14 protein-coding genes are annotated in these 14855 nt (G+C 41.7%); 7 read left to right on the top strand and 7 right to left on the bottom strand.

Annotated elements, in window-relative coordinates:
* The first annotated feature begins 102 nt into the window (after nucleotides 1–102).
* From V7K30_RS32480 to V7K30_RS32470, 3 genes are all read left to right on the top strand, one after another.
* Entirely contained in the window at nucleotides 103–531 is a 429-nt protein-coding gene (locus V7K30_RS32480) for a hypothetical protein (protein WP_335006461.1), read from the top strand.
* 152 nt (nucleotides 532–683) lie between these two features.
* Nucleotides 684–1859 (top strand): hypothetical protein, encoded by a 1176-nt coding sequence (locus tag V7K30_RS32475; RefSeq protein WP_335006459.1) that lies wholly within the window; start codon nucleotides 684–686, stop codon nucleotides 1857–1859.
* A 344-nt stretch (nucleotides 1860–2203) separates the two neighbouring features.
* On the top strand, nucleotides 2204–2389 hold the full coding sequence (locus tag V7K30_RS32470) for a hypothetical protein (RefSeq protein ID WP_335006457.1): 186 nt from the start codon (nucleotides 2204–2206) through the stop codon (nucleotides 2387–2389).
* Between the two features lie 431 nt (nucleotides 2390–2820).
* Here V7K30_RS32470 and V7K30_RS32465 read toward each other — a convergent pair whose 3' ends face one another.
* The 6 genes from V7K30_RS32465 to V7K30_RS32440 form a co-directional block, all read right to left on the bottom strand.
* Nucleotides 2821–4311, bottom strand: coding sequence for a catalase (locus V7K30_RS32465; protein WP_335006455.1), 1491 nt, complete (start codon nucleotides 4309–4311; stop codon nucleotides 2821–2823).
* A 304-nt stretch (nucleotides 4312–4615) separates the two neighbouring features.
* Nucleotides 4616–5989, bottom strand: a complete 1374-nt coding sequence (locus V7K30_RS32460) for an alkaline phosphatase family protein (RefSeq protein ID WP_335006453.1) — start codon at nucleotides 5987–5989, stop codon at nucleotides 4616–4618.
* Nucleotides 5990–6004: 15 nt separating this feature from the next.
* Nucleotides 6005–7231: a metabolite traffic protein EboE gene (gene eboE, locus V7K30_RS32455; protein WP_335006451.1), complete on the bottom strand. Its 1227-nt coding sequence runs from the start codon at nucleotides 7229–7231 to the stop codon at nucleotides 6005–6007.
* A 383-nt stretch (nucleotides 7232–7614) separates the two neighbouring features.
* Complete coding sequence (gene eboC / locus V7K30_RS32450; RefSeq protein ID WP_335006449.1) at nucleotides 7615–8547, bottom strand: UbiA-like protein EboC; 933 nt, start codon at nucleotides 8545–8547, stop codon at nucleotides 7615–7617.
* 147 nt (nucleotides 8548–8694) lie between these two features.
* A complete protein-coding gene (locus tag V7K30_RS32445; RefSeq protein ID WP_335006447.1) occupies nucleotides 8695–9630 on the bottom strand; it encodes a TatD family hydrolase in 936 nt (311 codons plus the stop codon).
* 125 nt (nucleotides 9631–9755) lie between these two features.
* Nucleotides 9756–10637, bottom strand: coding sequence for an EboA family metabolite traffic protein (locus tag V7K30_RS32440; protein ID WP_335006445.1), 882 nt, complete (start codon nucleotides 10635–10637; stop codon nucleotides 9756–9758).
* A 462-nt stretch (nucleotides 10638–11099) separates the two neighbouring features.
* On the opposite strand from V7K30_RS32440, the gene V7K30_RS32435 reads away from it, so the two are divergent.
* The 4 genes from V7K30_RS32435 to V7K30_RS32420 all read left to right on the top strand — a co-directional run bounded on the left by V7K30_RS32435 (nucleotide 11100) and on the right by V7K30_RS32420 (nucleotide 13870).
* Nucleotides 11100–12302, top strand: coding sequence for a 3-dehydroquinate synthase (locus V7K30_RS32435; RefSeq protein WP_335006443.1), 1203 nt, complete (start codon nucleotides 11100–11102; stop codon nucleotides 12300–12302).
* Between the two features lie 96 nt (nucleotides 12303–12398).
* Nucleotides 12399–13127 carry a hypothetical protein gene (locus V7K30_RS32430; RefSeq protein ID WP_335006441.1) on the top strand — a complete coding sequence of 243 codons (729 nt, stop codon included), beginning with the start codon at nucleotides 12399–12401 and terminating at the stop codon, nucleotides 13125–13127.
* 192 nt (nucleotides 13128–13319) lie between these two features.
* Entirely contained in the window at nucleotides 13320–13565 is a 246-nt protein-coding gene (locus tag V7K30_RS32425) for a type II toxin-antitoxin system Phd/YefM family antitoxin (RefSeq protein WP_335006439.1), read from the top strand.
* Nucleotides 13562–13870 (top strand): Txe/YoeB family addiction module toxin, encoded by a 309-nt coding sequence (locus V7K30_RS32420; protein ID WP_335006437.1) that lies wholly within the window; start codon nucleotides 13562–13564, stop codon nucleotides 13868–13870. Before V7K30_RS32425 ends, V7K30_RS32420 begins: the two co-directional genes overlap by 4 nt.
* A gap of 96 nt (nucleotides 13871–13966) precedes the next feature.
* Here the strand turns inward: V7K30_RS32420 and V7K30_RS32415 are convergent, their stop codons facing one another.
* On the bottom strand, nucleotides 13967–14665 hold the full coding sequence (locus V7K30_RS32415) for a YdcF family protein (RefSeq protein WP_335006435.1): 699 nt from the start codon (nucleotides 14663–14665) through the stop codon (nucleotides 13967–13969).
* Nucleotides 14666–14855 lie beyond the last annotated feature (190 nt).

The following is a 14855-nucleotide window of genomic DNA, read 5'->3' as shown; positions in this document are numbered from 1 at the left end:
TCAAAGGTCTTGATAAGCTGAAACACCAATAGGATAAGCATTCTGGCGGTTTTACTGTCTTCACATTCCCCCAGACGCTGACACAATATAGGAGTATTTTTAGTGAATGCATCTGAACAGGCAACTAACCTTGAACTCGCCAGCAAGATTGCTACGGTAGTTAATTTGTTCAAATTCGAGTTTCCTGATGCCAAATCTGATCTCAAACCCTGGAAGAATGACCCGGAGACTAGAGAATTAGTCGATCCAGACTCTATAGATATTGGCTTTCACTTTCCTGGTATCAGCAAATCTTGGCGAAGTCGTAGTATTTTAATTCAAATCCGATTTTATCAAGATCCCATCCACAACTCACGTCGGGCGATCGGCGTGGAGATAGCTGGATTTGATCATCGCGGCGAAGCGTGGCGACTTTCTACGGTAGAAAACTGGAGTATTGTCGGCGCATCTTCGCCTTCTGGCGAAATTGGGGATAAGCTCAAACAGATTTGCCGACAGATTTTAGAAGTTTTTAATAAACAAAGTGAATAACAATTCAAAATTCGGCGTTGCTGAATCAAGGGATGATTCTTGTCGGGTGGGCAACATGAGCGCTCCGAAATACAAGGAACGGGCAAGATGCCCATCCCACTAGCAAAATCATCCCGCAAATATGCAACGCCCAAAATTCAATCCGAATTATTATGACTACTGTAATATTTGTACATGGCACTGGCATTAGAGAACGAGAATACAACGAAACTTTTGAGATAATTGAGCAAAAGATTCACGCCCAACGTTCTGACATCAAAGTTGCTCGCTGCCTTTGGGGTTCATTAGGTGCAAGGTTTAATGATAATCGGGCATCAGTACCCTTGGAAGATGCGACACTGGCTTTATCTGAGTCAGAAGAAGACGCAGATATTCTATTATGGCAGCAATTATACCGCGACCCTTTGTATGAATTGCGGCTGTTGTCTTTGAAACCGATTGAGTCAGGAAATCCTTTTGGGGAACAACCAGGGGATGTTTTACAATCTTGTGTAGCGAGTCTCACTCCGGCATCTCAACTGCAAGCTAAGTTGCAAGAGGCGGGAATTGCAGAGGTATTTGAGCAAGCACGAGAGGCGATTATCCACAGTGAACCGTATGATCAGGCATTGCTCACAGTTTCCGAATCTGATTTGAGTGAATATTATGCACCAATAGCTAGAGCAGTTGTGGCTCAAGCAATGTTTATTAGCGAACAGGAAGAAAAATTTCCCCCCATACTCACCGATGCCCAATTGCGGGATAAAGTTGTGGAATTGCTGACTCTGGCTTTAGGAGAGGCAGAGTTAGGATTGGGTGGCTGGTTGTTAAAGCCACTTCTTGAGTTAGCGTTACCAATGGGAACGAATTATGTCAGAGGAAACCGCCTTGAACTAACTGATAAAATTTCGCCTATGCCTGGTGATATTTTGTTGTATCTGACGCGGGGTGAAAAAATCAGGGCGTTTATCCAGGAACAAATTGCCCAAGCAGAACCGCCAGTGGTTTTAATCGCCCATAGCTTGGGAGGTATCGCTTGTGTAGATTTGCTAGTGCAGCAGCAGTTATCTCAGGTGGAATTATTGGTAACAGTTGGTTCCCAAGCACCATTTTTATATGAGATTAACGCCCTCTACAGCTTAGAATATGGGCAGTTATTGCCAGAGCATTTCCCCGAATGGTTGAATATCTACGATTTACGGGATTTTCTCAGTTACGTGGGTAAGAATATTTTTCCTGATAGAGTGCAGGATGTGCGAGTGGATAGCAGACAACCTTTTCCCTGTTCCCACGGTGCTTATTGGAGAAATGCTAAAACCTGGGAGGCGATTATTTCGAGATTGCCATAATGGTTTACTTTTTACGGTATCTAGAAAACCCCACTCAAAACCTCTCCAATACAAGGCTACGGTGTACATACAAGTCAAATTACCCCCCTCAATCCCCCCTTGTAAAGGGGGGAAGCCGGAAATCCAGTTCTCAATCCCCCTTTGCAAAGGGAGGATGCCGGAAATCTAGTTCCCTCCCCTTTACAAGGGGAGGGTTAGGGTGGGGTAAAAACCAGATTAGTAAACTACTTCAGACTTATGCTTACACCGTAGGAGGAACGCTAAAAGCCTTCTTTTTAATGGGGTTGGGCGATCTCTTGTGCGTAATTCCTAATAAAGTGAGAGGCTAAGTCATCATGCAGTTGATGGCTAAACCTGAGCGGACTTTTGGGTTAATTGTGGGTATTGAAAAGTACCACGAATCTGCTTGGAATGTGACGGGTGGGGGGCCTGATTCCGGAGAATGGTTGCTTTTGTCTCCCGTTGGTTTCAGTAATTTAGGTAATCTACATCGGCTGCATTACCCGCCTGGGATTCAAATCCTAGTCTAATAAGTAGGCAAGATAATTAATTACACAATGTCATTGCAAATGCAGTGAAGCAAAATAATGCGATCGCAACGCCTACAACTACTTCTCTAGGATATGCTCTGCGAATGGAGCGATCGCAATAGCTGTTAATATTTTTGTTTATCTACTTAATGAGCCTCTGAACTCCATTAAAGAGTCTTTGAACTCCATTAATGAGTCTTTGATACTCATTAATGAGTCTTTGAACTCCATTAAAGAGTCTTTGATACTCATTAAAGAGTCTTTGATACTCATTAATGAGCCTCTGAACTCCATTAAAGAGTCTTTGAACTCCATTAATGAGTCTTTGATACTCATTAATGAGCCTCTGAACTCCATTAAAGAGTCTTTGAACTCCATTAATGAGTCTTGGAGCTTCATTAATGAGTACCCCACAAAATTGGATAAGGCTACTAGTTACCTACAGGTTGAGCGATCGCACCTAGCATTGAGGGATCGATTGAAATGCCCAATGCTTCAGCTACACGACGACCATAAGAAATATCTGCCCGGAAGAAGTGGCACAGTTGGCGCATTTGGATGTCCTCCCTTGCTTGAGAGAGACTGCCGACGATATTATGAGCAAGACGCTCTTGCTGGTCAGGAGTTAGTAAGCGATAGAGATTACCTGCTTGGGTGTAATCGTCGTTTCCTTCACGATGACTGTAACGATCGACTGTGACATCGCCCAAATGGTTAGGTGGTTCTGCATAAGCTGGATTTTCTTTGGGCGTACCCTCAGCACTATTCGGTTCATAGTTAGGAGCGCTACCGTGGTTGTTCCCCGATGCCATAAAGCCATCTCGCTGATAATGCATCACTGGACATTTGGGCTGGTTGACAGGTAGTTGCTGATAGTTACCACCCAAGCGATATCGTTGAGCATCTGGGTAAGAAAAGATGCGAGCTTGAAGCATTTTGTCTGGAGAGAAACTAATGCCAGGAACCACTGCACTAGGGCTAAAAGCGGCTTGCTCTACTTCGGCAAAATAATTCTCTGGGTTACGATTTAGCTCTAATATCCCGACTTCAATTAAAGGATATTCTCCTTGTTTCCAAACTTTGGTCAAGTCAAAAGGATTATCTGGATGTTTTTCCGCTTGCTCCTCGGTCATCACTTGAATACACATCCGCCATTTGGGATAATCTTTGTTAGCGATCGCTTCAAACAGATCGTCAGTCGCATGATCTGGATCTTCACCCTTAATCTTGGTTGATTCTTCCTCTGTCAAGGTTTGATGCCCTTGCAGAGTCTTAAAGTGAAATTTGCACCAGACGCGATCGCCTTCAGCATTAATCAAACTGAAGGTGTGGCTACCAAAGCCGTCCATATGTCGATGGTTTTTCGGAATTCCCCGATCTGAAAACAGGATCGTCACTTGATGGAGCGATTCTGGACTGAGTGACCAAAAATCCCACTTTGCATTCTGGTCTTTGCAATTGGTTTGGGGATTGCGCTTCTGGGTATGGATAAAATCAGGAAACTTGAGGGGGTCGCGGATGAAGAAAATAGGGGTATTGTTACCTACAAGATCCCAGTTACCCTCCTCAGTATAAAACTTGAGGGAAAAACCTCTAGGGTCGCGCTCGGCATCTGCTGAACCTTTTTCTCCTCCGACTGTAGAAAAGCGCAAGAGAAGTTCCGTTTTCTTGCCAATTTCAGAAAAAAGTTTGGCTTTACTGTAGCGGGTAATGTCATTGGTAATAGTCAAAGTGCCGTGAGCCGCAGCACCTTTAGCGTGGACAACTCTTTCAGGAATACGTTCTCTGTTGAAATGAGCCAGTTTTTCTATGAGGTGGAAATCTTGTATTAATACAGGGCCACGCGATCCAGCCGTGAGTGAGTTCTGATTATCGGCAATAGGAATACCATCAGCAGTTGTCAATTTTTGGTGTTCAGTCATGGGTAAAGAAGCTCTCCATTAAGTTACTCAGATTCCCCACAGTATATTTTAGTCAGCAGATAGACAGATGTCACTGATAGTGCCAACTATTTCATAGTCATAACGAGTTTATATATAAAGCATACTCGATATGATTATGAATAACAACAAAATTGTTTTGTATTTTTGGGAGTAATAGCATTTTCAAAAATCTTTGCAACAAACGAATCGGCTGTAGGGGCGCACAGCTAGCTGTGCGCCCCTACCGATGAATGTGTAGGATGTAGAGAAGCGATATATCGCATCTTTACTGCCTATTTTCATTTCAGGTATTTAAATGTTTGAGAATCAACGAGCAAACATCTGTCGCCTCAATTCGATTTTCATTAACTAGGTGAGTTTGATGGGTGATAAATAGAGGCCCTTCATCTGAAGAAGTGGTAATGTTACCGTGAGAGCCACGTACTAGGGAAGCATCCACAGGAATCACGTCCATTAAGTAGCGAAAACCCAGTTGTTTCTTAAGTAGCTTGAGAGCAATTTTTCCCTGAGGAAATTTAATCTGCGGATCAAGGAAAAGTTCTACAGGATCGTAACCAGGTTTGCGGTGGATATCTACAGTTCTAGCAAAATCAGGCGCTTTTGCATCATCGAGCCAATAATAATAGGTAAACCAAGCGTCAGATGCAGCGATCGCAACTAACTCTCCCGATCTAGGATGAGCAAGGTGGTAGGTTTGCTTACCCTCTTCATCCAATACCTGCGCTACGCCTTCAGTTGCTTCGAGAAGCGATCGCACTTTCGGGATGTACGCCGGCTCATTCACATATACATGAGCAATTTGGTGATCGGCAACGGCAAAGGCAATGCTAGCACCAAAATCGAGCAGTTCTCGCCCCAATTCTTCCCGCACAGCTATTAAACCATTTTCCCTTAATACGCGGTTGATATCCACTGCTTTGGAAACTGGGGTAATACCATACTCAGAAAGAATAATTACCTGAGTATTACGTACTTGATAATATTCAATTAAATCGCCACAAACAGCATCAATTTCTTGCAAATCTGCTTGGATGTGTGTTTCATTGTTACCAAATCGTTGCAGACAGTAATCTAAATGTGGTAGATAAACTAGTGATAATGTAGGGCTGTAACGTTCTTCAATCCATTTTGCTGAATTGGCAATCCATTGGCTAGAACTAATGGAAGTTTTTGGCCCCCAAAAATCGAACAGAGGGAAGTTTCCTAAATCAGATTGAATTTGCGATCGCACATCAGCAGGATGGGTATAAATATCAGCTAGTTTTCTGCCATCTGCGGGATACATTGGGCGCGGCGTAATAGCATAATCTACTGAGGAATACATGTTGTACCACCAAAAAAGGTTGGCACAAGTAAAGTTTGGATCGATTGATTTAGCTATTTCCCAAACTTTGGGAGCTTGTACTAATTTATTAGATTGTCGCCAAAACTTAACTTCACACTCATCACGGAAGTACCAACCATTAGCGACAATTCCATGCTCATCAGGCAATTTTCCTGTTAAATAAGTAGCCTGAACCGAACAAGTTACAGCAGGTAAAACTGATGCGATGGGGACTACTTGCCCTTTAGCAGCCCAAGAAGATAAAAATGGTGTGTTTTCTCCTAATAAGCTAGGTGTTAATCCTACAACATTTAGAATAACTGTTTTTTTCATAAACTTAGTTCCTTCTTAATTGACGGCAAATTCTTTTAATACCCACTCATATTCTCGCTGAATAGAAGTCAGCAAATCTATTTTCATTTCTGATGGTAATACATTCCAAGTGTAAGTCTCAATTTCTAAATGTGAGCAAGCATTGTTTGTTTGAAGTAGATGCAAAACAGTAGCAATGTCATCTTGGGTAGATTGCAAAATTTGATAATCATGAATAAAAATTGGGACATGGAAGTGAGTCCGCCATTCTTCAGCTAGAGATTGCTCTAAATGTGGTAATGCAGTTATTAAGTCAGGATAGTGATGGAGTGTACCGTCACCGCGACGTTCTATTACCTGGTGAAGATAAGTAGATTCAGCAAAAGGGCGTAAGCGTTCAACTATCAAACTACGCTTATCAATATCAGCAGGTATTTTTACTTTAATTGCGGCGCTAATTTGAATTTTGCCAATCTTAATTCCTGCTGATTGTAAACGCGCAAATACAGATTGCGGTTCCTCATATTCAACTGAAAAATGGCATGTGTCATAGCAAACACGAACGTGTCCTAGCAATTTATTTTCTGCTAAAACCTGTTCAATATTTAATTTTTTTGATAAGTAATTACCACCAATTGGCAATAACCAATTTTTATATAAATCAATTACTTCTGAAGTATTTTCAATTAATCCATCAGGCTCAGGTTCTAAATCAATATGTAGTATTTTTCCAGTTTCTTCGCAGATGCGAATCATTTCTGCGACAACTAATGCTATGTTCAAACAACTCTTTTTTAAAACTGTCTCGAAAGTTGCTTGGTTTTCTCCCCACCAAGGTTTATAGGATAATGGCAGTGTAGAAATTCCGCCATCAAGTCCTTCTGGTAACAGAGTAGCTAAAATTTGTGCCAAGTTTAATGTATAATTAACACGTTCTTGTGTAGACCAATCTGGTGCATAAACTTGGTCTTTTACCACCTGTCGATGGAATCCCCCATAAGGAAATCCATTTAAGGTAAAAACATATAAATTGTGTTGAGTTAGCCACGCTTGGAATTGAGCTAAATTATTACTTTCTAAAAGTTGTTTGGCGGCTGCATCTGCTAACCTCAAACCAATACCAAAAGGTTCTGTAGGCGATAAACGTGACTTGAGATTGGGAATATAGTTTTCTAAATTGGCGAAAACCTCTAGCCAACTTTCCCCAGGATGAATATTACTGCAATAAGTTAAATGAAAGTCGCTGTCTTTTATAATTTTCATTTTCTAGCTTTATGCCCTATATATGCTAGTAATCAGTTTTCTTTAGCTGATAGGATTTAACAAAATACCTGCTACATATTCATGGGTAGGGGCGCACATATATCATTGGTGTCAACTTAAGCGGAAACCCCTTTAAAACCTCGTTTCCAGCCTCTGGCTGGAAATGCTTTTCAATTGCGGCTCTGCCGCTAGTCTTGAGGCGGCAGCCCCCATTAGGCATTCCCAGTCGGAGACTCTTGACGAGGGAATCTATCAAAGCTTTGTCTAGACTGGTTTTTACGTTAATTTGACACCAATACATATATATGCTAGGCGCCCCTAAAGCCAATTCATTTGTTGCAAAGATTGTTGAATATGGGATTACTGGGTGTATACATTAAAATTTAAGTAACGGCAAATAGTTGTGCTAGTTTCATCGAAATTGGTAGCAAGATTAGAACTAATAAACCGTAATACAAACCAGCAAAACCAGATGCAACGGTTGCATCTAAAACTATTAGAGATAAAACGCCTATTTTCACAGCAGTTCGGATATTTTCGGCTATCGGTTCACGCGCCGCTTTGATAAAATTAGGCACTACTCGAATAGCTAATAAAGCTGCAAAAGGTAGTGCTGCGATCGCTCTATACTCTTCTAATAGTCCTAAAGCTAAAACTGCTGTCAAAACTATTGCAATTAGCAGTAGTGCTAGTAGTCCCGTAATCTGCTTACCTCCATGAACTTCACCCTGACTAATTGCGGTGATAGCAGCAATATAAAGAACAGGAATCAGCGCTAAATACCAACGTTCTCCGATCATTATTGGTACAGCACTTACACCTAATAATAAGTTACTGCCACGACACAAACCCATATTTAAAGGGCCAAAAAAATGATGATGTTTGGCGAGTGAGTTATAGAGGAGGCATGAAAGAGTAATAAATGTTGCGATCGCAGCACTCAACAACGATACTTGAAAAGCAGCTATAATCCCGATTACAAAGAGTGTACTCCCCAATAAAGTAGCATTTTGACGAGATACGCGACCACTGGGAATTGCTCGATTTGGTCGCTCTTTTGCATCTAAGTCTGCATCGAAAACATCATTAAAAACTATACCGCCTCCATATAAACCAGTTGTAGCCAATAACAACCAAGCTAATGGAATTAGTGTCGTAAAACTTGCGTCTCCATTAATTAATTTAGCAAAAATAATCCCAGAGCCGGAAGCAGCAAAACCAACAAGAATATCCGCCCAAGCAGTAACAATATTAGCAGGACGCATCAATTCCAGATAACCCCGCCAGCTTTGAAAATTTAAGCTTGGAACATTCACTTATCTGCCTCCTTGCCTAGTAATTTATCAAAATAAGATGAAAATCTCTCTTGCAATGCCCAATACTTCTCTATGAGAGGCTGCGCCAACGGCTTCTCGTAGAGACGCACTCGCGTTCGCTCAGTACAAGTCCCCACTCGCAATTTTCTACTCAATCAACACATAATCTGAAACTGATTTGATTCCTGGTTCCTGTCCCCGCAATACAGAATTACCACTGAACAACTGACGCTGATCAACAGATTGGGGATTGAGCCAGTCTGATGCTTTCATCTGCCCAGTTTGACTGTAAGCAGCTAGGGCGTTTTCATAACAAACTGCTCGCACATGTTCTTCAGGAATACCCCTATCTAACATCAACTGAGCAGTTTTCGGGACTGCCAAAGGATCGCTAATACCCCAATCAGCACTACTATCTACAATGATGCGACGAACGTTATCACGTCCCGCTGCGCTAACGCGTCCATACTTGCGGACAACTTCTACCATCCTGGCGTTACCCATCTTGGTTTGTGGATAAATCGTGAAAGCTGCCCAAAAACCTCTTCCTAATACTTCCTCAACGGTTTCCTCGTTGTTGTGATCAATAACTACTTGTGAGGGATCTAAGCCATATTCAATACAGCGATCCATACTCCGACTAGCACCCGCCTTCTTATTACGGTGGGGAGTATGAATTAGTACTAACATATCGAGTTCTTTGGCTAATGCTAACTGCTGACAAAAGTACTTATCTTCTGCTTCTGTCATATCGTCATAGCCAATTTCGCCAATCGCAACAACTCCTTCTTTACAGGCAAAAAGTGGTAGTAGTTCTATAACTTCTGCCGCTAATGCCTCGTTGTTAGCTTCCTTCGGATTTAGGCCGATTGTGCAGTAATGTTGGATGCCAAATTGACTAGCACGAAACCTTTCCCAACCTACAAGACTGCTGAAGTAGTCTTTAAATGTACCAGCGTTGGTTCGCGGTTGTCCTAACCAAAAGGCTGGTTCAATAACGGCGACAATGCCATATTCCCGCATTACTAAGTAATCGTAAGTAGTACGGGAACACATGTGAATGTGAGGATCGATATACATCATAGTTTGGTTTAATGAGCGATAAATTTTATTAGGGATAGGGGATTGGATACTGGGTATTGGGTATTTGGAAAACTTTTCCCCAGTCTCCCAGTCCCCAGTCCCTTTCATTTGTAAACAAAGAGGCGTTAGCGCAGCTCGCCGCAGGCATCGCGGCTAAAACTGCTCCAAGTCAGATCACCTTGTTGAATGGATGACTGTAAATCTGGGTAACGCGAAAGTAATGCTTGCGCTTGGGGTAAAGGCGATTGGGCACAAGCTAACGCTGCTGCTTCTTGCTCGTCTATATCCCCATTAGCCAGTACTTTTTCCAAATCTGTGATGATTGCGCTATCGGCAAACTGCCCTACAGGTCGCCAAAGTTCTGGCGTAACTGAGCGTTTAGCTGCCCAACGTTCATGGGCATAGTCTGCCAACATCTTCGCCAATTCTGGGTTAGCACGTCGATCCAGACCCCAAATCAGATGCAATGGACTGCCGACAAACACAGCCTTCAGCACCATCTGATTCCAAGCAGCATCATCTAAATAATCCCCTGGATAAGGGTTACGTAGTGCTATGGCTTGGAATACATTACTCATATTGCTGCGAATTCCCTCAGCAGCGCGGTGGCGATGTAACTCTGGATGTGGTAATAACGGCAAACTTTGATAAAGGACAACTAACTCCCCCATATCGGCAGTGGAGAAGACTTGATCAAGCGATCGCACATACCCCTCAGCATTATCGTGGGGTAAAGCTAGAAGCAAGAGTGTGCGGCCTGCCTGATCTACACTCCAATGACCAGGATACCAACCGGGAATCACATCCTGTGCTGCTTCCAAATCCTGGAATGTTAGCTGCAAATTCTGTTTACCTAGATAACGCGGCACAGCACTAAATGCCGTAAAAAACACTCTCTCAGCAGCGCCGCTAGCAATCTGTGCCTGCTTCTGTTCCAGCCAAGCAAAAGCTTTCTCTGAAACAGACTTTAACAGCCAATGATGCAATAAATTGTTTACTTTACTCATGATGAATTCAGGAGAAGTTGCCCAACTTTTTTTTGTGACAACCAAGTATAAAATTTACCACTAAACTTGATATTTTGTGATTCAAGCAGCTAGATAATATACTACTAAGCTCATAACTTCACTGAATCTATAAAAATCTCACAACTTTAAATAAGATACTGTAAAGATACTATTTTGATTAGATAAATCCTAAAAGTATCTTACGGAAAAATTTAGAATTTTATGTAATAATGTTCTCCATTGCCAACCTTAGATATAAATTATAGGGATAAATAAAATTGTAAATTAATGTTATTTTGAACTTCATGTACTAGGGTAAACACACTTCAAAATCATGATTAGTTTATTAGCCAATTTGTCTAATAAATTATTTTGACATTGAAGTTTTTAATGAGTTTATTTTTCAATTTCAATTGCATTAGTGCATCTATTTACAGTTACTTAAAAAGTAATAATATTCAAATGGCTATTCAACAAAAAACCCTTCTTAATCTGCAACCAATTAACCAATGTGTCCGCGTGACCTTCAATTATGATGTTCACTTCACTAGAGGTCTGTTTCAGTTAGATAATCCTTTACTCGCACAAGTAATTGCCGCAGATGGGGAGACAACCCCAAAACAAGTACTAGCAGTGGTAGATGCAGGATTTTTACAATATCAAGATGGGCTATTAAAAAAATTATCAGCCTATGCCCAATGTTATGAAGATGTAATAACACTGAGCGGTGAGCCGATAGTAGTTCCAGGTGGAGAAGCAGTCAAGAACGATTCTAGGTTTATAGAACAAATTCATCAACGGATCAATGCAGCTGGATTATGCCGTCACTCCTACGTCTTAGCAATTGGAGGTGGAGCCGTCCTAGACATGGCGGGATATGCAGCAACAACCGCTCATCGAGGAATTCGACTACTACGAGTACCAACAACAGTATTAGGGCAAAATGATTCGGGTGTAGGAGTAAAGAACGGAATCAATGCCTTCGGTAAGAAAAACTTTTTGGGTACATTCATGCCACCTTATGCTGTCTTGAATGACTTTGATTTTCTGACTAGCCTCGACGATCGAGATTGGCGATCGGGTATTGCAGAAGCGGTAAAAGTAGCGCTGATTAAAGATGCAGATTTCTTCGATTTCATTATGACTAATGCCGATAAATTGGCTAATCGAGACATAAACATAATGGAAAGGCTGATCTATCGCTGTTCCCAGTTGCACTTAGAGCATATTGCTGGTAGCGGCGACCCCTTTGAAATGGGTTCATCACGTCCTTTGGATTTTGGACACTGGGCTGCTCACAAACTAGAGCATTTAACTAATTACAGCCTACGTCATGGTGAAGCTGTAGCGATCGGCATTGCTTTGGACACAACTTATTCATATTTAACAGGGCAACTCTTGCAATCAGAGTTGCAAAAGGTTCTAACTACACTCAATAAATTAGGCTTTAGCTTGTACGTATCGGCACTGACAGAGCAATTAGATCAACTAGACCATCCGCATTGTCTATTTAGGGGGCTTACCGAGTTCCGTGAACACTTGGGAGGGAAATTGACAATCACCCTTCTACAAGGAATCGGACAGGGAATAGAAGTTAACCAGGTGGATTTATCTTTGTATAAAGATGCTATTTTGATGCTGCAAAATTGGGAACTTTTGCATTAATTCTCCTTTGGATGCAATCAGCGAAAGCGATATCTAACGACAAGCCGCTACGGTGAAAGGTGCTTGTTAATGCATAAATTTACACTTGGATGATTTATGCACCCAGAAACGCAAGACCTTATTAGTCGGCTTAGAAATTATACAGAAAATCGTCAGCCGTTTGTCTGGAGTACAGAGAATAGAGGAGAACTGAATTGCTGGAATTTATTATTGTCAGAAGGCTTTGTTCAAACTGCTGATTTCGATCAAGCGATCGCAACATGGAAAGGAATAGCACGCCGGGGGATGCCAACAGACCCAAAAGAGTATCCTGGATACAAGTACGCCTCTTCTCGGCGTGAGCGTAAAGGTGATTCGTGGAGTCCTTATTTGCAATCAGAGCAAAACCAGTACTACAACGCTCTAGCTTATTTTCTCAAAAGTAGCTTACAAAACCTTAGAGCCTACAGTCTTCGCAGCATTAATTGGAGCCTTAACGTTTTTGGGGCAGAAGAATTTAAGATTTTTATCATCGTTGGTCAAACTTCAGATTTAGAGTGGATCTGCCTTGCACCTACGGTTCCTAATCAGGTTTGGGAGCGATACACGAACTCTTTCCATCCAGAACTTGCTTCATTAACTGCCTGCCAATCGACGAAGCCTGTCCCATTTCGTACAGAACGATCGCTAAATTATTTTTATAAAAGTGAGATGTTCTTAAAGTACGCCCAATTGCGATTCTTTTATGCAAATATATTGCTTAATTTTCAAGGCGATCGCTACTTAGTGATTCCAAATTGCAAAATACTTTTTAGTTCCTCTTCTTCTTCCTTGAGAACGTGGTAAAGTTCCCAATTTGGTTGCAGGTTTAACCAAAACTCTGAGTTATTTCCAAAAATTTTTGATAACCTTACTGCCGTACTAGGTGTAATACCTCGCTTTTAATTTACAAGCTCATATAAAGCAAATTCGATATAGGTCATTAATTCAAATGCTATGTAAGTATACTAAATTAAAGTGATCGTGAGCCAAAAAAGTATGATGTCTTCGCTTCCCGTCAACGACGCTCAAAATAATTTGCAAGAGATCATCGACCAAGTTGCAGAGCAGGGTAAACCTGTGATCATTCGAGGCGATCGCGGTAATGCGATTCTGCTTGCAGAAAAAGATTGGTCTGCAATTCAGGAGACTCTTTACTTATTATCTGTCCCTGGAATGCGAGAATCTATAAAAGAAGGACGTGCAACCTCGATCCAAGAATGTGATGGGGAGTTGGATTGGTGAGTCCGCGAGCGTCTGGGGAGCCAGTTCCCAACCCCGAAGGAGCGAGTTGGAGGTTGATTTACACAAAACAGGCGCAAAAAGACGCGAAGAAATTAACTTCTAGTAACTTAAAGGAGAAGGCCGAGGAATTACTCGCAGTCCTTGAAGACAATCCTTTTCAAGATCCTCCACCTTATGAAAAGCTGGTTGGTGACTTATCGGGTGCTTATTCTCGTAGGATAAATATACAGCATCGGTTGGTATATGAGATTATCGAATCCGAGCAAGTAGTCAAGATAATTCGCATGTGGACGCATTACGAGTAAGTTATCTCTCCAACCCACGCCACTTGCTCGACAAACCCTAAGACCCTTCGGGTTCGGCAGTCCCCATCGACGGAAACCGCCAAGACGGGGGCTGCCTCATCTCCCCAACCCCCCTTGGTGTTCACAATGAAAACCTTGATGCTGCCAAGCTTGCATATCTACTTCAGTAAGTCTTGTCACATTTGAGCATTGCGGTTGCATAATTTGACTTAAAATCGCCCACAACAGGCTGCGTATTACATCTAATCCAGTTTTGGCCCAAGATTCATTATTACCAGGAACACCCAACTCCTGAACAATCTCTGTCTCTACCCAAATACCATGAGCGCCCAAAAGAATCTGTGCCATCCATTTGGCTCTGGGTAAATGACTTGGCGAAGTAATCAACATGACTTTATGCACTCCCCAACGCCGCAGAATCGGGATACCATAATAAAAATTTTCAAAGGTAGAATTCGCGCACTTTTCTAACCAAACGTTTTGTAACCCTGCTAATTCCGCCTGAAAAATTAACCATATACAGGGATCTGGAGAACCATGAGAAATTAAAATTGGGGTTTGCGGGTATTGTTTTGCTTGTTGGCCAACATAAGTTTCTCGACGAATACTGCCACCAAGCACAAAGAAGGCATCTACTGGCTGCGAAGAAGCAAAAACTAAGGTTATAGTGGTAAAAATCAGCCAAGTGCCCAGGACAAAGTACAATGCACTAGTTAGTTTTTGTAACAAGTGCCACAGATTAGCAGATTTTCTTTTAATAGAAATTAATGATTTGATGGTAAATTTGCGTTTCATGACTTAGGTAAGAAGACCTGATTTAATAGCTGTCTAACAGTGCTGCAATTCAGTGTTCAAAGTGCTATCTTATAAAGGTAATGAACAAGTGCAAACATGACGCTGCTTAAAGTGTCACATGTTCAGTATAGCCTTCCGGAGAAGGCTAAAAAACTGAGAAATGGTTGTTAATAATGCAGTATTTTCGGCA

The organism is Nostoc sp. (assembly GCF_036917655.1).
Classification (GTDB): domain Bacteria; phylum Cyanobacteriota; class Cyanobacteriia; order Cyanobacteriales; family Nostocaceae; genus Nostoc.
Note: the sequence above shows the minus strand (reverse complement) of the source record. Positions and strands in the feature narration are given on the sequence as shown.